This is a genomic window from Stenotrophomonas sp. PvP093 (assembly GCF_017876915.1).
Lineage (GTDB): Bacteria > Pseudomonadota > Gammaproteobacteria > Xanthomonadales > Xanthomonadaceae > Stenotrophomonas > Stenotrophomonas muris.
Genome location: NZ_JAGIOX010000004.1, coordinates 4187346 through 4202833, shown reverse-complemented (window position 1 = coordinate 4202833; position 15488 = coordinate 4187346). Strand labels below are relative to the sequence as shown.

16 protein-coding genes are annotated in these 15488 nt (G+C 67.4%); 9 read left to right on the top strand and 7 right to left on the bottom strand.

From position 1 onward, the window contains the following. Positions 1–73: 73 nt before the first annotated feature. On the bottom strand, positions 74–553 hold the full coding sequence (locus J3A72_RS22230; protein WP_004140558.1) for an Lrp/AsnC ligand binding domain-containing protein: 480 nt from the start codon (positions 551–553) through the stop codon (positions 74–76). 149 nt (positions 554–702) lie between these two features. On the opposite strand from J3A72_RS22230, the gene J3A72_RS22225 reads away from it, so the two are divergent. Then, a complete protein-coding gene (locus tag J3A72_RS22225; RefSeq protein WP_032959242.1) occupies positions 703–2007 on the top strand; it encodes a D-amino acid dehydrogenase in 1305 nt (434 codons plus the stop codon). Then, positions 1986–3053, top strand: coding sequence for an alanine racemase (gene alr / locus J3A72_RS22220; RefSeq protein WP_014645804.1), 1068 nt, complete (start codon positions 1986–1988; stop codon positions 3051–3053). The genes J3A72_RS22225 and alr overlap by 22 nt, the downstream gene beginning before the upstream one ends. Before the next feature lie 103 nt (positions 3054–3156). On the opposite strand, the gene J3A72_RS22215 is transcribed toward alr, so the two are convergent. Continuing rightward, positions 3157–3723, bottom strand: a complete 567-nt coding sequence (locus J3A72_RS22215; protein ID WP_014645805.1) for a DUF3016 domain-containing protein — start codon at positions 3721–3723, stop codon at positions 3157–3159. A gap of 244 nt (positions 3724–3967) precedes the next feature. Between J3A72_RS22215 and J3A72_RS22210 the strand changes: the two genes are divergently transcribed. After that, positions 3968–5956 (top strand): ATP-binding protein, encoded by a 1989-nt coding sequence (locus J3A72_RS22210; protein ID WP_014645806.1) that lies wholly within the window; start codon positions 3968–3970, stop codon positions 5954–5956. A gap of 43 nt (positions 5957–5999) precedes the next feature. Beyond that, positions 6000–6293, top strand: coding sequence for a DUF3247 family protein (locus tag J3A72_RS22205; RefSeq protein ID WP_032959238.1), 294 nt, complete (start codon positions 6000–6002; stop codon positions 6291–6293). A gap of 70 nt (positions 6294–6363) precedes the next feature. On the opposite strand, the gene J3A72_RS22200 is transcribed toward J3A72_RS22205, so the two are convergent. After that, positions 6364–6627 carry a hypothetical protein gene (locus J3A72_RS22200; RefSeq protein WP_005407925.1) on the bottom strand — a complete coding sequence of 88 codons (264 nt, stop codon included), beginning with the start codon at positions 6625–6627 and terminating at the stop codon, positions 6364–6366. Between the two features lie 157 nt (positions 6628–6784). Here J3A72_RS22200 and J3A72_RS22195 point away from each other — a divergent pair, with 157 nt between their 5' ends. Genes J3A72_RS22195 through J3A72_RS22185 form a run of 3 tightly spaced genes read left to right on the top strand, consistent with a single transcriptional unit; the run spans position 6785 to position 9227 of the window. Next, positions 6785–7849 carry a class I SAM-dependent methyltransferase gene (locus tag J3A72_RS22195; protein ID WP_075076148.1) on the top strand — a complete coding sequence of 355 codons (1065 nt, stop codon included), beginning with the start codon at positions 6785–6787 and terminating at the stop codon, positions 7847–7849. Continuing rightward, entirely contained in the window at positions 7846–8547 is a 702-nt protein-coding gene (locus J3A72_RS22190; RefSeq protein WP_014645809.1) for a pseudouridine synthase, read from the top strand. Before J3A72_RS22195 ends, J3A72_RS22190 begins: the two co-directional genes overlap by 4 nt. After that, complete coding sequence (locus J3A72_RS22185) at positions 8544–9227, top strand: HAD family phosphatase (protein WP_014645810.1); 684 nt, start codon at positions 8544–8546, stop codon at positions 9225–9227. Before J3A72_RS22190 ends, J3A72_RS22185 begins: the two co-directional genes overlap by 4 nt. Positions 9228–9322: 95 nt before the next feature. Here J3A72_RS22185 and fabB read toward each other — a convergent pair whose 3' ends face one another. After that, positions 9323–10531, bottom strand: a complete 1209-nt coding sequence (fabB, locus tag J3A72_RS22180; RefSeq protein ID WP_075076147.1) for a beta-ketoacyl-ACP synthase I — start codon at positions 10529–10531, stop codon at positions 9323–9325. Continuing rightward, positions 10531–11046 carry a 3-hydroxyacyl-[acyl-carrier-protein] dehydratase FabA gene (gene fabA, locus J3A72_RS22175; protein WP_014035851.1) on the bottom strand — a complete coding sequence of 172 codons (516 nt, stop codon included), beginning with the start codon at positions 11044–11046 and terminating at the stop codon, positions 10531–10533. Before fabA ends, fabB begins: the two co-directional genes overlap by 1 nt. Before the next feature lie 191 nt (positions 11047–11237). Here fabA and dinB point away from each other — a divergent pair, with 191 nt between their 5' ends. Together dinB and J3A72_RS22165 are read left to right on the top strand one after the other, a co-directional pair. Then, complete coding sequence (gene dinB, locus J3A72_RS22170) at positions 11238–12332, top strand: DNA polymerase IV (protein ID WP_075076146.1); 1095 nt, start codon at positions 11238–11240, stop codon at positions 12330–12332. Positions 12333–12395: 63 nt separating this feature from the next. Next, entirely contained in the window at positions 12396–13376 is a 981-nt protein-coding gene (locus J3A72_RS22165) for an IS5 family transposase (RefSeq protein WP_075076136.1), read from the top strand. A gap of 369 nt (positions 13377–13745) precedes the next feature. Here J3A72_RS22165 and J3A72_RS22160 read toward each other — a convergent pair whose 3' ends face one another. Together J3A72_RS22160 and J3A72_RS22155 are read right to left on the bottom strand one after the other, a co-directional pair. Further along, positions 13746–14657: an MBL fold metallo-hydrolase gene (locus J3A72_RS22160; RefSeq protein ID WP_075076145.1), complete on the bottom strand. Its 912-nt coding sequence runs from the start codon at positions 14655–14657 to the stop codon at positions 13746–13748. Positions 14658–14748: 91 nt separating this feature from the next. Next, entirely contained in the window at positions 14749–15387 is a 639-nt protein-coding gene (locus tag J3A72_RS22155) for an NAD(P)H-binding protein (RefSeq protein ID WP_032959230.1), read from the bottom strand. Positions 15388–15488: the final 101 nt, after the last annotated feature.

Genomic DNA, 15488 nt, shown 5'->3' with positions numbered 1-15488 from the left:
ATCTGACCCCTTGCCTGACCCCGACCGGGGCCGGATCCCGCAACGCGGGCTCTGACCCCAACCTGCGACCGCCTCAATCCGGAATCGGCAGGCTCAGCGTTTCCTTCACTTCTTCCATCACGATGTAGCTTTTGGATTCACGCACATGCGGCAGTGTCAGCAAGGTGCTGCCGAGCAGCTTGCGGTAGGAGGCCATCTCACTGATCCGCGCCTTCAGCAGGTAATCGAAGTCGCCCGACACCAGATGGCACTCGAGCACATTGGGCAGCTTCAGGGCGGCGCGCCGGAACTCTTCGAAGATGTCACCGGACTTGTAGGCCAGGCTGATCTCCACGAACACCAGCAGGCTGGCCTTCACCGCCGCCGGGTCCAGGTGGGCGTGGTAGCCGGTGATCACCGCTTCGCGCTCGAGCCGGCGCACGCGCTCGGTGCACGGGGTGGTCGACAGGCCGACCCGCTCACCCAGTTCGGTGAAGGAAATACGGCCCTCCGCCTGCAGGATGCGCAGGATCTTGCGGTCGATCTTGTCCAGTTCGCGGGTACGGGTGGCCATGGCCGTCAACCTTGGGGAATGAATTGCAGGAGAACATCCTGCCGGTTGATTTCAAATCAGGCAAATCAACTGGGATTGGCTGTCTATACTTCCCCAATTATGGTCCCGGCACGCTCCAGTGCAGGGAATGATCGGGTTGGAGAAGTCCCATGCGAGTCCTAGTTCTCGGCAGCGGCGTGATCGGCACCACCAGTGCCTGGTACCTGCGACAGGCCGGGTTTGAAGTCACGGTCATCGACCGCCAACCCGGCCCGGCGCTGGAGACCAGCTTCGCCAATGCCGGCCAGCTGTCGTTCGGCTACACCTCGCCGTGGGCCGCCCCGGGCGTGCCGAAGAAGGCCATCGGCTGGCTGTTCGAGAAGCATGCGCCGCTGGCGATCAAGCCGGGCATGGACCTGGCCCAGTACCGCTGGCTGTGGCAGATGCTGCGCAACTGCACCCACGAGCGCTACGCGATCAACAAGGCGCGCATGGTGCGCATGTCCGAGTACAGCCGCGACTGCCTGAACGAGCTGCGCGCGCAGATCGGCATCGAGTTCGAAGGCCGCGACCTGGGCACCACGCAGCTGTTCCGCACCCAGCAGCAGCTGGATGCCTCCGCGCAGGACATCGAGATCCTGGCCCAGTACGGCGTGCCGTACGAGGTGCTGGACCGCGCCGGCATCATCCAGGCCGAACCGGCCCTGGCCCATGTCGACGGCCTGGTCGGCGCGCTGCGCCTGCCGCGTGACCAGACCGGCGACTGCCAGCTGTTCACCCGGCGCCTGGCGCAGATGTGCGTGGACGCCGGCGTCGAGTTCCGCTTCGACCAGGACATCACCGGCCTGGAGTTCGAGGGCGACCGCATCACCGGCGTGCGCATCGACGGCAAGCGGGAAACCGCCGACCGCTTCGTGGTCGCGCTCGGCAGCTATTCGCCGGCGCTGGTCGCACCGCTGGGCATGCGCCTGCCGGTGTACCCGCTGAAGGGCTATTCGCTGACCCTGCCGATCACCGACCCGGCGATGGCGCCGACCTCGACCATCCTCGACGAGAGCTACAAGGTGGCGGTCACCCGCTTCGACGACCGCATCCGCGTCGGTGGCATGGCCGAAGTGGCCGGTTTCGACCTGTCGCTGTCGCAGCGTCGTCGCGAGACCCTGGAGCTGGTGGTCAGCGACCTCTACCCGAAGGGCGGCGACCTGTCGCGCGCACAGTTCTGGACAGGCCTGCGCCCGGCCACGCCGGACGGCACGCCGGTGATCGGCGCCACGCCGTTCCGCAACCTGTACCTCAACACCGGCCACGGCACCCTGGGCTGGACCATGGCCTGCGGCTCGGGCCGTTACCTGGCCGACCTGATGAGCGCGCGCCAGCCGCAGATCAGCACCGAAGGCCTGGATATTTTCCGCTACGGCCAGTACGGTCACGCCCCGCAACATGAGAACCGCACATGCGTCCTGCCCGCGCGCTGATCGATCTGGGCGCCCTGCGCAGCAATTACCGGCTTGCCCGTGAACTGGGCGGTGGCAAGGCCCTGGCGATCATCAAGGCCGATGCCTATGGCCATGGCGCGGTGCGCTGTGCACAGGCGCTGGAAGGCGAGGCTGATGGTTTCGGCGTGGCCACCATCGAAGAGGCGCTGGAACTGCGCCAGGCCGGGATCCGTGCGCCGATCCTGCTGCTGGAAGGCATCTTCGAACCCAGTGACATGGCGCTGGTGGCCGAGCACGATTTCTGGTTCGCGGTGGGCTCGCCGTGGCAGCTGGAAGCGCTGGTCGCATTCGACAGCCCGCGCCCGCTGACCGTGTGGCTGAAGCTGGACAGCGGCATGCATCGCCTCGGCCTGGACGTGGACAGCTTCCGCGCCGCGCATGCACGCCTGTCGGCGCTGCCGCAGGTCGAGCGCATCGTGCTGATGACCCACCTGGCGCGTGCCGACGAGCTGGACAGCGAACGCACCCATGAACAGGCGGCGACCTTCGCGCGCGCCATCGACGGCCTGGACGGCGAGACCAGCGTGTGCAATTCGCCGGCACTGCTGGGCTGGCCGGATGTACGCAGCGACTGGGTGCGCCCGGGCCTGATGCTGTACGGCGCCAATCCGCTGCCGGACAACACCGCGCTGACCGAGCGCCTGCGCCCGGTGATGACGATGCAGTCGAAGGTGATTGCCGAGCGCTGGATCGAGGCCGGTGAGCCGGTGGGCTATGGCGCACGCTTCGTGGCCAAGGCGCGCACCCGCGTGGGCGTGGTCGCGCTTGGCTATGCCGACGGTTATCCGCAGTTCGCCCCCAACGGCACGCCGGTACTGATCGATGGCCAGCCCGGCGTACTGATCGGGCGCGTGTCGATGGACATGCTGACGGTGGACCTGACCGCGCATGCGCAGGCCGGCATCGGCAGTGTGGTGGAACTGTGGGGTTCTGCGCCGACGCTGTCGGAACTGGCGCCACGCTGCGGCGTGAGTGCCTACCAGCTGCCGTGCGCGGTCAAGCGCGTGGCGAAAGTCTACGTGTAGAGCCGAGCCCGCGCTCGGCTCTGGTAGCAGCCGACCTTGGTCGGCACCGTGCAATGCGTGTCGACCAAGGTCGACACCTGCCGGCAGGTAGAGCTGCCCGGAATCATCGTGCAGCAGTAGCCCGCGTGCTCAGCTCGCGCTTCACCCAGTCGTCGATCAGGCGCTTCTCGTAGCGCAGCGGATCGCTGTCGCTCTTCAGCCCCAGGTTGTGCAGGTAGCCGGTGTCGCTGAGCTTGGCTTCGCCCTCATCGACGATGCGACCACTGGCGTCCTTCAGCGTGTACTGCAGGGTGATCCGCGGCGGATAGATGTCCCGCATGATCCGGATGTCGCTGCCGCGCGGGCCGTGCCAGGGCTCGTAGTCGCCGGCGCGCTTGATGTCGACCAGGGTCACGTCCAGGGTCTGCCCGGGCTGCAGCGGTTTGGCCGCCGTGGTCTGCACGTAGCTGGCCAGCTGCTGCACCCAGTTGCCGCGTTCGGCCTCGAAGCGGTTGGTGCTCTGGCGGATTTCGGTGAATCCGGCTGGATCGTCCCACTTCACGCTGACCGGGCCATTGGCCTGCAGCGCGCGGGGCGCATCCGGATCGGTGACGGCGCGCGGCGCGGCGTTCGCGCTGCCCGCCATGAGGGCGCCTGCCAGCAGCAGGGCAGTGGCCAACGAGCGGTTCATGACGGTCTCCTGCGTCCCATCGACGGGGACGATGCGATTTATAGATCGAGTGTGATCCCGCTTTCCAGCCACCGCAACGGCCGATTGCGACACCGACAAGAGCGGTTGCCGCCAATTCATCGTCGTCAACCATGACTGACGGCGCTTGACGCTGTGAATACGCGCTTTGGAAGATGCTGTGCTTCCAATCCGGCCCGTCCAGACGCCCTTGTCCACACTGCCGCCCCTCGTGGAGCGCCCACCGATGATGGTGCAGGCGCCCGAACCCGACCTGCATCATGGCGTGCTTGAGCGCATCAACGCTGGTTTCTGCGTGATCCAGGTGCTGTTCGAGGGCGATCGTGCGGTCGACTATCGTTTCCTCGAGGTCAACGATGCCTTCGAGCGCCACACCGGGCTGAAGGATGCGCGTGGACAGCGCATGACCGAGCTGGAACCCAACCATGAGCAGGACTGGTTCCGCATCTACGGCGAGGTCGCACGCAGCGGCCGTCCCGCCCAGTTCGAGATGGAAGCGCGTGCGCTGGGTCGTTCGTTCGCGGTCGACGCGGTGCGCGTGGGCCGGCCAGGCGAGGACAAGGTCGGCATCCTGTTCTTCGACATCACTGCACGCAAGCAGATGGAAGTGGAGCTGGGCGAGAGCGAAGCGCGCTTCAGCGCACTGGCCGACGGCCTGCCGATGCCGGTGTGGGTGCTCGATGAGCGCGGCCATGCCCGTTTCGTCAACAGCGCCTTCAGCGAGTTCTTCGGTGGCGACGAGACGCGTGTGCCGGAAGATGTCTGGCGCGGCCTGGTGCATCCGGACGATGCGTCGGTATTCGAATACGAACTGCAGGAAGCGCTGAAGGCGCAGCGTTCGATGCACGCGCTGGTGCGTGCGCGGCGCGCCGATGGCCAGTGGCGTTGGCTGGAGATGAACGCACGCCCGCGTTTCTCGCGGATGGGCCGCTTCATCGGCCTGGCCGGCAGCAGCCCGGACGTGACCGAACGCCGCGAGATCGAACTGGCCCGCGAGGAACTGCTGCAGTCCGAGCGTGCCGCGCGCAGCGCTGCGGAGAACATGGCGCGGCTGAAGGACGAGTTCCTGGCCACGCTGTCGCATGAACTGCGTACGCCGCTGACCACCATCCTCGGCTGGAGTGAGCTGCTGCTGCAGCGCGTGGACAACACCAGTCCTCTGTACAAGGGCCTGAACGTGATCGCCAACAGCGCCGGTGCGCAGAAGCGGCTGATCTCGGACATGCTGGACCTCAGCAGCATGCTGCTGGGCAAGGTGCAGCTGGAGGTGGAAGTGCTGGACCTGCGCACGGTGCTGGGCGAGGCCATCGGCGCGCAGGAACTGGTGGCCGAAGGCAAGGCACTGGACGTGCACCTGCAGCTGCCCGAACAGCCGAGCCTGGTGCTGGGCGATGCCACGCGCCTGCAGCAGGTGTTCTGGAACCTGCTCTCGAACGCGATCAAGTTCACCCCGGCTGAAGGCCGCATCGACCTGCAGCTGCGGGCCGACGGCAACCACTGGGAGATCACCGTGCGCGACACCGGTGATGGCATCGCACCCGAATTCCTCAATCACCTGTTCAGCCGCTTCCGCCAGGCCGATGGCACCACCACCCGACGCCATGGTGGACTGGGACTGGGCCTGGCGATCGTGCAGCAGCTGGTCGAACTGCATGGCGGCACGGTCGCCGCGGCCAGCGAGGGGCACGGCCATGGCGCTACGTTCACCGTGCGCCTGCCGCAGCACCTTCCCGATGCCGAGCGGCGCCCGCTGCGCGAAGTGATCAGCGGGCCGATCCTGGAACCGGTGATCGTCGAGCCGTATCCGCTGCGCGGCATGCACGTGCTGGCGGTGGAAGACCAGCCGGAAGTGCTGGAGTACCTGCGGCGCATGCTGGAAGAGCAGGGCGCAAGCGTGTCGGCGGCCAGTTCGGCCGGTGAGGCGCTGGCGTTGCTGGCCGACACCGGCCATCTGCAGTACCACGTGATGCTGACCGACATCGGCATGCCGGGCATGGATGGTTATGGCCTGGTGCGCACGCTGCGCGAGGACATGGGCGTGGATGCCACGACCCTGCCCGCGGTCGCCGTCACCGCGCTGGCGCGTGCCGATGACCGCCGCCGTGCGCTGGCGTCGGGTTTCCAGGAACACGTGGCCAAGCCGTACTCGGTGGCGCAGCTGGTGGCTGCGGTACGCAAGGTGCAGGTACCCCGCGCCGACAGCGCGCTGCACTGAGCATTCACGGCCGATCGGCGACCCTGCATGCAGGAGGTCGCCGATGTCCCGCATAGCTCCCCGTATCCATACCGATCCGGCGCAGATCGCGCGCCTGGAAGCCCTGCTGCCGCAGCTGGAAGGCGAAACGCAGGTGGAACTGATTCTGCACGATGGCCGCCGCCTGCTCGGCACGGTGGCGGTGAGGCCAACCGTGCAGCAGTACCGCAACGTCGCTGGTGATGAAGGCAGCAACGGCCAGCTGCGCCTGGATGACTACGACACGCCGGTGCAGCAGCACCATGTTTGGCTGGACGAGATTGCCAGCATCAACCGCCTGCCACCCAAGGCGCCTTGATCGGATGTAGAGCCGAGCCCACGCTCGGCTGCGCCGTCGCCCGAGCGTGGGCTCGGGCGCTACCGGTGTGTCAATGCTCGAACAGGGTCGGCGTCGCCTCGAATCGGCGTGCGTACGCCCGCTCCTCTGCAACCCTCGCCACCTCGTCATCGGCCAGGTCCGGTGCGCCATACACCGCATAGGCCACGCTGCCATCGGCGCCATGGCCGACCTGGTGCAGCCGGTAGCGCGAGTGCCCGCCGCCGGTGTCCTCGGGGTAGTGCACGGGCGGATGGCTGCCTTCCAGGTCCATTTCACTGTTGTCGACGACGCCACCGACGAACAAGGCTCGCATGCAGGTTCTCCTGGGTTTCCGGGGGAGCCTCTACCCTGAACGTTTCAATGTTTCTGGCAGATCAAGGCCCCGTTCGGGTTTCGCAAAGCGGCCTGCCGGGGCCGGCCCGGCCAAGCCGGTACAATGGACAGCCCTCACGCTTGAAGTACCCGCGCCGATGGCCTCCAGCGACGACGCCCCCCTGCAGACCCTGCTCCTGCCGTTCTCCCAAGGCGCCCTGCGCTGGCCGGAGGGCCCGGTGGCTTTCCTGCGTGCCCGCGATGGCTGGCCGCTGCGCGAAGCGGGCGGCAACCGCGAGCTGCACTGCGAACAGAGCTTTGCCCCGTTCGCGCAGCCGCTGCAGCAGGCCGCCGGCTGGACCGTCAGCGGCCAGCTGGACGATGTGGCCGGCAAGGGCCGTTACCCGCTGGTGCTGGTGCTGCCGCCGCGCCAGCGTGAAGAAGCCCGTGCGCTGTTCGCCCGCGCGCTGGCGCTGGTCGCCGAGGGCGGCCGTATCGTCGCCTGCCAGTCCAACAACGAAGGCGCGCGCTCCGGTGAAGGCGACCTCAAGCAGCTGGCCGGTCTCGGCGGCTGCCTGACCAAGAACCACTGCCGCGTGTACTGGACCGCCCCGCTGCAGGGCCAGCACGACGCCGACCTGGCCAAGCGCTGGTCGGCGCTGGATGCGGTGCGCCCGATCATGGGCGGACGCTTCCTCAGCCGCCCGGGCGTGTTCGCCTGGGACCGCATCGATCCGGCATCGGCGCTGCTGGCCGAGCACCTGCCGGCCGACCTGGCCGGCCGCGCCGCCGACCTTGGCGCCGGCTACGGCTATCTCTCGCGCGAGCTGCTGGAACGCTGCCCGAAGATCACCGCGCTGGACCTGTACGAGGCCGAGCAGCGTGCGCTGGCCCTGGCCGAACTGAACCTGGCGCCGCCGCCGCGCGCGCTGCCGCTGCGCTTCCTGTGGCGCGACGTCACCGCCGGCATCGAGCCGGGCTACGACGTCATCATCAGCAACCCGCCGTTCCACACGCCGTCGCGTGCCGACCGCCCGGACATCGGCCAGCGCTTCATCGCCATGGCCGCGCAGGCGCTGCGCCCGGGCGGGCGCCTGTACGTGGTGGCCAACCGCCATCTGCCGTACGAGCACACCCTCAACGACAGCTTCGGTGCGGTGCGCGTGGTCGCCGAGCGCGACGGATTCAAGCTGGTTGAAGCAGTGAAGGGGAAGGGCAAGTGAAGCTGGTCAAGCTCATCGCCAACCTGGGCTATGGCAGCCGCAAGCAGGTGCAGTGGATGTTCCGCGAAGGCCGCGTCACCGACGCCGACGGTGAGGTGCTGTACGCCGATGACCAGGTGCCGCACGAGGCGATCCGCGTCGATGGCGAGCCGCTGGACCCGCCGGTGGGGCTGTCGATCGCGCTGCACAAGCCCGCCGGCTACACCTGTTCGACCAAGGACACCGGCCGCCTGATCTACGACCTGCTGCCGCCGCGCTTCCGCGACCGTGATCCGGTGCTGTCCACGGTGGGCCGCCTCGACCGCGAGACCAGTGGCCTGCTGCTGCTGACCGACGATGGCGGCCTGCTGCACCGGATCATCTCGCCGAAGTCGAAGCTGCCGAAGGTCTACGAAGTCGAGTTGAGCGAGGACCTGCGCGGCGACGAAGTGGCGTTGTTCGCCAGCGGCACGCTGATGCTGGAGTCCGAGAAGACGCCCCTGCTGCCGGCTGAACTCGAAGTGCTGGAGGCGCGTCGCGCACGCCTGGTGCTGCATGAAGGCCGCTACCATCAGGTACGCCGCATGTTCGCCGCCACCGGCAACCACGTGCAGGCCCTGCACCGCAGCCGCGTCGGCGGGCTGGACCTGCAGGGGCTGGACGAAGGGCAATGGCGGCAGCTCACTTCCACCGACCTGGATACGTTGTTCGCTCCATGACCCCCTTCGCTGCGCTGCCGTTCCTGCCCGACGCCGTCATCTTCGACATGGACGGCCTGATGATCGACAGCGAGCGGGTCTCGCTGGCCTGCTGGAGCGAGGCCGCCGACGAATTCGGGCTGGGCCTGGAGGAAGCGGTGTTCCTGCGCATGGTCGGCCTCGGCGACCACGATACGCATGCGCTGCTGCGCGCGCAGGGCATCGAGGACAGCGTGATCGACGCGGTGGCGGCACGTTGCCATGAGCTGTACGAAGCACGCACGCAGACCGGGCTGCCGCTGCGGCCGGGCATCCTGGAGCTTCTGGAGCTGCTGAAGGCGCACGCGGTACCGCGTGCGGTGGCGACCACCACGCGGCAGCCGCGCGCCAACCGCAAGTTGGCGGCCGCAGGCCTGCTGCCGTACTTCGATGCCGTGATCACCAGTGGTGATGTGGCGCGGCCGAAGCCGGCGCCGGATATCTACCTGCTGGCCGCGCAGCGGCTGGGCCAGGCGCCCGAACGTTGCCTGGCGCTGGAAGATTCACCGGCCGGCACGCGGGCCGCACTGGCCGCCGGCATGACCGTGATCCAGGTGCCGGACCTGGTGCATCCGGATGAAGAGCTGCGCGCACTGGGCCACCGCATCGTCGGCTCGCTGGTGGACGCGCACGCCCTGCTGCTGCCGCTGCTGCCGAAGTAGCGGTGGGTGCCGACCTTGGTTGGCACTGAGCCGGGCATGGGCTCGGCTCCACATCTTCTGGTGGGTGCCGACCGTTGGTCGGCACACCTGTTCAATCACACCCGCCCGAACACCAGCGCAGCGTTGGTGCCACCGAAGCCGAAGCTGTTGGACATCACCGTGTCCAGCTTCTGCTCGCGGCTCTCGCGCAGGATCGGGAAGCTCTCCACCTTCGGGTCCAGCTCGCCGATGTTGGCCGAACCGGCGACGAAGCCATCGCGCATCATCAGCAGGCAGTAGATCGCCTCGTGCACGCTGGCCGCGCCCAGCGAATGGCCGGACAGCGCCTTGGTCGAGGACAGCGGTGGTACCGCATCGCCGAACACTTCACGGATCGCGTTGAGCTCGGTGACATCGCCCAGCGGGGTCGAGGTGCCGTGGGTGTTGAGGTAGTCCAGCGGGCGATCGACGCCCTGCAGTGCCATCTTCATGCAGCGCACCGCGCCCTCGCCGGACGGCGCGACCATGTCGGCGCCATCGGAGGTCACGCCGTAGCCGATCAGCTCGGCATGGATATACGCGCCACGCGCAACGGCGTGGTCGTAGTCCTCCAGCACCAGCATGCCGCCGCCACCGGCGATGACGAAGCCGTCGCGGTCCTTGTCGTACGGACGCGAGGCGCTGGCCGGGGTCTCGTTGAAGCTGGTCGACAGCGCGCCCATCGCATCGAACATCACGCTCATCGACCAGTGCAGGTCTTCACCGCCACCGGCGAACATGATGTCCTGCGCACCGTGGCGGATCATGTCCGCGGCAGCCCCGATGCAGTGCGCCGAGGTCGCGCAGGCGGCCGACAGCGAGTAGCTGACGCCCTTGATCTGGTAGGCCGTGGCCAGGCAGGCCGAGACCGTCGAGCACATCGTGCGCGGCACCATGTACGGGCCGACCTTGCGCACGCCACGTTCGCGCAGCAGGTCGACCGCGCCGATCTGCCATTCGCTGGAGCCGCCGCCGGAACCGGCGATCAGGCCGGTGCGCAGGTTGCTGACCTGCTCGGGGCTGAGCCCGGCATCGGCGATGGCATCGCGCATGGACAGGTAAGCGAAGGCCGCCGCGTCGCTCATGAAGCGCTTCTGCTTGCGGTCGATCAGCGCCTCCAGATCGAGGTCGACGCGACCGCCGACCTGGCTGCGCAGGCCCGCTTCGGCATGGTCGGCCAAGGCGGTGATGCCCGAGCGCCCTTCGCGCAGCGCGGCCGAAACGGTATCCAGATCATTGCCGAGGCAGGACGTGATGCCCATGCCGGTGATGACGACGCGACGCATCAGAAGCTCCCGGTTTCAGTGAACAGGCCGACGCGCAGGTCGCGCGCGCTGTAGATTTCGCGGTCATCCACGTACATGCGGGCGTCCGACTGGGCCATCACCAGCTTGCGGTTGATGACACGGCTGATGTCGATCTCGTAGCGCACGAGCTTGGCGTCCGGCAGTACCTGGCCGGTGAACTTCACCTCGCCGCAGCCGAGTGCGCGGCCCTTGCCGGGGGCACCCAGCCAGGTCAGGAAGAAGCCGGTCAGCTGCCACATGGCGTCCAGGCCCAGGCAGCCGGGCATCACCGGGTCGCCGATGAAGTGGCAGCCGAAGAACCACAGGTCCGGGCGGATATCCAGCTCGGCGCGTACCATGCCCTTGCCGTGCGGTCCGCCGTCCTCGTGGATGTCGGTGATGCGGTCGAACATCAGCATCGGATCGTTGGGCAAACGGCCGGCGGCGGTGCCGAACAGTTCACCGCGTGCGCTGGCCAGCAGCTGTTCGCGGTTGAACGCGTGGAGACGGGTCATGAAGCACAATCCTGGAAGCGGGGAAACAGGGAAACAAGCGTTCGAGGATGCCCGTGGAAACTGCGCCGATCAAACATTTCAACCGTACGCAACCGTAGTGTTTTCAATGGAATACGCGCATCCTGTTGATGTGCAACGACCATACTTCGGCGTGTGGCCCGTTCGGCACGCCCCCGCCCTTTCCGCCTGACATGACCCGACTGCGCAAGATCATCCACGTCGACATGGACGCGTTCTACGCGTCGGTGGAGCAGCGCGACGATCCGTCACTGCGCGGCAAGCCGGTGGTTGTGGCATGGCGCGGCGCGCGCTCGGTGGTGTGTGCGGCGTCCTACGAGGCACGCGTGTTCGGCGTGCGTTCGGCGATGCCGGCGCTGCGCGCCGAACGCCTGTGTCCGGACGCGATCTTCGTGCCGCCGGACTTTGCACGTTACAAGGCGGTGTCACGCCAGGTACGCGAGATCTTCCTGCGCCACACCGACCTGGTCGAGCCGTTGTCGCTGGACGAGGCCTACCTGGACGTGACCGAGCCGAAGAGCGGCATCGAACTGGCCACCGACATCGCCCGCACCATCCGTGCGCAGATCCGCGAGGAGACGAACCTGACCGCTTCAGCCGGGATCGCGCCGAACAAGTTCCTGGCCAAGATCGCTTCGGACTGGCGCAAGCCCGATGGCCAGTTCGTGATTCCACCGCAGCGGGTGGACGCCTTCCTGCTGCCGCTGCCGGTGAACCGGGTGCCAGGCGTCGGCAAGGTGATGGAAGGCAAACTTGCCGCGCGTGGCATCGTCACCTGCGGCGACCTGCGGCAGTGGTCCCTGGTCGACCTGGAAGAGGCGTTCGGCAGTTTCGGCCGCAGCCTGTACAACCGTGCACGCGGCATCGACGAGCGGCCGGTGGAACCGGACCAGCAGGTGCAGTCGATCTCCTCGGAGGACACCTTTGCCGAGGACCTGTTGCTGGAAGACCTGGGCGAGGCGATCGTGCAGCTGGCGGAGAAGACCTGGAATGCCACGCGCAAGACCGAACGCGTCGGCCACACCGTGGTGCTGAAGCTGAAGACCGCGCAGTTCCGCATCCTCACCCGCAGTTTCACCCCGGAGCGCCCGCCGGAATCGATGGAAGAACTGCGCGACATCGCACTGGCCCTGCGCGCCCGCGTCGACCTGCCGGCGGAGACGCGCTATCGGCTGGTCGGCGTCGGGCTGGGTGGGTTCCGCGAAAAGGAGGCCATGGTGCAGGGGGAATTGTTCGAGCACGACATGATCAATTCCACAGATACCTAAGGAAGGTCTGAACAACTCCGCTGCTGCAGGCGACAATAGCGCACCAGATTGGGGTGACGATCGATGCAGCTGACGTTCGGTGATGCCGAGACCCTGGGCCAGCGCAAGCGCACGCGGCGGGAGATCTTCCTGGCCGAGATGGAGCAGGTGGTGCCGTGGCAGGCGCTGCTGGCGCTGATCGAGCCGCACTACCCGAAGCTGGGCCGTCCCGGCCGCCAGCCGTACCCGCTGGCGACGATGCTGCGCATCCATTTCCTGCAGCAGTGGTACGCGCTCAGCGACCCGGCGATGGAAGAGGCCTTGTACGACACGCCGGTGATGCGCCGGTTCGCGCGGTTGGGCGGCGTGGACGCGATTCCCGACGAGACCACGATCCTCCACTTCCGCCGGTTGCTGGAAACCCACGGCCTGGCCGGGCGGATCTTCGAGCGGGTGAATGCGCATCTGGCGCGCAAGGGCCTGAGCCTGCACGCGGGCACGATCGTGGACGCGACGATCATCGCCGCGCCGAGCTCGACGAAGAACGCCGAAGGCAAGCGCGATCCGGAAATGTGCCAGACGAAGAAGGGCAACCAGTGGCACTTCGGCATGAAGGCGCACATCGGCGTCGATGATGAATCCGGCCTGGTGCACCACGTCGAGTGCACGGCGGCGAACGTGGCCGACGTGACCCGGGTACACAGGCTGCTGCACGGCCGGGAAGACACGATCTGTGGCGACAGCGGCTATACCGGTGCCGACAAGCGTGAAGAGTTGAAGGATGTGGAGGCCGGCTTCCTGATCGCGGAGAAGCCGTCGAAGTTGCGGGCGATGAAGAACCCGCGCGAGCGGCGTTACACCGAGCGCTGGGAGCGGTACAAGGCGAGCCTGCGCGCGAAGGTCGAGCATCCGTTCCGGGTGATCAAGCGCCAGTTCGGCTACACGAAGGTGCGCTACCGCGGCCTGGCGAAGAACGCGGCGCAGGTGCTGACGCTGTTCGCGCTGTCGAACCTGTGGATGGCGCGCCGGCGCCTGTTGCCGGCGATGGGGGTGGTGCGCCTGTAAGGCGGGAAAACCCGCCAGAAACCGCCTGAAAGGGCGGGAAATTGATCAAATCGACGCTGGTCCGGCGCTCTGACGCTGAAATCCAAGTGTCAGAGTGCGTTGTTCAGACCCTCCCTAATCATCAAACAGTGGGGTCAGAGCCCGTTGCGCAGCAACGGGATCCGACCCCAGCAGATTGCCGAGATCTGTCGAAGGCGAGGTGGGTCCGGTTGCGGGGGCGTGAGCGGCATGGATGCCGCGACCAAGCCCCCATGGACGGGTTCACGGCGTCCCCTGCCATCGGACCCACCCCGCCAACCCACAGATATCCAGCTGTTGCCGTTGCATTGAGCAGGTGCAGGGCGCAGCCCTGCAAAACAACCCTTTACCTTAAGGCCACTGCATCTCGCCCTTGGCCACCTTCGCACTCAGCTCCAGCGATGCCACGCCGTCCAGCTTCGGGTAGCGCGACTGCATTGCTTTCACCAGCGCCGCACTGTCCTTGGCCTTTGCCGTCTCGACATCGAACGCGCGGATGTAGTCCGCAGTGAAGCGCAGCGCACTGGCATCCAGTGCGGCACCCGGCGCGTAATGCCCCGGCACCACCACCTTCGGCTTCAGTGCCTGCAACCGCTGCAGGGTCTGCAGCCAGTCGGTGTGCGACTTAGGCGTCTGCGTGTCGGCCATCCACACGTGCTCGCCGGCTACCACCGGAATGCCACCGACGATCGCGCGCAGCGACGGCACCCACAGCACCGTGCGGTCCGGGGTCGGGCCATCCAGGCCGATCAGCGGCAGGCGCTGGCCTTCCAGCTGCAGTGCATCGCCATCCAGCACCTGCGGCAGCACGATGCGCGCGGGCACGTCGGCACCCATCTTCGGTCCCCAGTAGGCCAGCTTGCCGGCCTGGGTCTGCTGGATATGGGCGACGGTCTGCGCGGTGGCGACGATGCGCGCCTGCGGGAACGCGTCCTGCAGGGTAGCCAGGCCGAAGTAGTAGTCCGGATCACCGTGGCTGATGTAGATCGTTGTCAGCTGCTTGCCGCTGGCGCGGATCAGCTCGACCAGCTTGCGCGCATCGCTGGCACCAAACTGCGCATTGACCAGGATCGCGTCGTGGCGGCCTTCGATCAGCACCGAGGACACCGAGAACATTGCCTGCGGGCCGGGATGGAAGGTCTGCAGGTGCAGCTGGGATTTCGTCGCCGCCGCCGGCGCCGTGGTGGCCGGTGCGGCCAGCAGCGGCGCACTGGTGAAGCTGGCGGCCAGGGCAAGGGGAAGCAGCAGGGCAGCGGTACGCATGGGAATTCCTTGTGTAGAGCCGGGCCAATGCCCGGCTGCATGTTCGCGTAGAGCCGAGCGCGGGCTTGGCTCTACATGGGACGTGCGTGGATCAATACGCTGCGGTGATGATCTGCTTCGGATACGCGTGCGCTTCCAGTTCGGCGACGAACGCCGCGCCATAGTCGGCGTAGCTGATGCGGCTGTGGCCGCTGGTATCGGCCAGGAACGCCTTGGGCTGCACGCGGTACTGGCCGCGCTCTTCACCCGGGCCGATTTCGGCGGCCGGCGAGAAGAAGGTCCAGTCCAGGTCGTCCACTGCCTGCAGGCGGTTGAACGCCTCGCGGTGGGCCAGCGCGTACGGCTTGTAGGCCTCCGGGAAGGTGGGGGTGTCGACCAGCTGCACGCCGGGTGCGACTTCCAGGCTGCCGGCACCGCCAACCACCACCAGGCGCGGCACGCCGGCCTTGCGCGCGGCAGCCGCCAGCTGCGCGGCGACCTCGCCGACGCGGCCGATGTCATCGCCCGGGCGCGGGCCGTAGGCACTGGCGAGCACGTCGTGGCCGGCGATGGCGGCAACCAGCGCGTCCTGGTCATCCAGCGAGGCGATCACCGGATGGGCACCGGCCAGCTCGGCCGGGAGGTCCTGCGCGCTGCGCACGATGACGGTGAGTTCGTGGCCGCGGGCCAGCGCGTGGCGGGCGATCTGGCGGCCGATGTTGCCGGTGGAACCAACGAGGGCGATCTTCATGGCAGGACTCCGTGGGGCGCTGTGGGGTGGGAATGGCGCCACTCTAGGCCGCTGCAGTCGCTCGAAAAACAGCGTATAACGCGCTTGTTTGTTGCATGGAT

What these genes read in the sequence shown, in the direction of transcription:
- J3A72_RS22185 (WP_014645810.1), top strand. Translation starts at nt 8,544, where the DNA reads ATGACCCCCTTCGCTGCGCTGCCGTTCCTGCCCGACGCCGTCATCTTC.
- J3A72_RS22195 (WP_075076148.1), top strand. Translation starts at nt 6,785, where the DNA reads ATGGCCTCCAGCGACGACGCCCCCCTGCAGACCCTGCTCCTGCCGTTC.
- fabB (WP_075076147.1), bottom strand. Translation starts at nt 10,531, where the DNA reads ATGCGTCGCGTCGTCATCACCGGCATGGGCATCACGTCCTGCCTCGGC.
- J3A72_RS22165 (WP_075076136.1), top strand. Translation starts at nt 12,396, where the DNA reads ATGCAGCTGACGTTCGGTGATGCCGAGACCCTGGGCCAGCGCAAGCGC.
- J3A72_RS22210 (WP_014645806.1), top strand. Translation starts at nt 3,968, where the DNA reads ATGATGGTGCAGGCGCCCGAACCCGACCTGCATCATGGCGTGCTTGAG.
- J3A72_RS22205 (WP_032959238.1), top strand. Translation starts at nt 6,000, where the DNA reads ATGTCCCGCATAGCTCCCCGTATCCATACCGATCCGGCGCAGATCGCG.
- J3A72_RS22230 (WP_004140558.1), bottom strand. Translation starts at nt 553, where the DNA reads ATGGCCACCCGTACCCGCGAACTGGACAAGATCGACCGCAAGATCCTG.
- J3A72_RS22225 (WP_032959242.1), top strand. Translation starts at nt 703, where the DNA reads ATGCGAGTCCTAGTTCTCGGCAGCGGCGTGATCGGCACCACCAGTGCC.
- J3A72_RS22200 (WP_005407925.1), bottom strand. Translation starts at nt 6,627, where the DNA reads ATGCGAGCCTTGTTCGTCGGTGGCGTCGTCGACAACAGTGAAATGGAC.
- J3A72_RS22160 (WP_075076145.1), bottom strand. Translation starts at nt 14,657, where the DNA reads ATGCGTACCGCTGCCCTGCTGCTTCCCCTTGCCCTGGCCGCCAGCTTC.
- fabA (WP_014035851.1), bottom strand. Translation starts at nt 11,046, where the DNA reads ATGACCCGTCTCCACGCGTTCAACCGCGAACAGCTGCTGGCCAGCGCA.
- dinB (WP_075076146.1), top strand. Translation starts at nt 11,238, where the DNA reads ATGACCCGACTGCGCAAGATCATCCACGTCGACATGGACGCGTTCTAC.
- J3A72_RS22215 (WP_014645805.1), bottom strand. Translation starts at nt 3,723, where the DNA reads ATGAACCGCTCGTTGGCCACTGCCCTGCTGCTGGCAGGCGCCCTCATG.
- J3A72_RS22155 (WP_032959230.1), bottom strand. Translation starts at nt 15,387, where the DNA reads ATGAAGATCGCCCTCGTTGGTTCCACCGGCAACATCGGCCGCCAGATC.
- alr (WP_014645804.1), top strand. Translation starts at nt 1,986, where the DNA reads ATGCGTCCTGCCCGCGCGCTGATCGATCTGGGCGCCCTGCGCAGCAAT.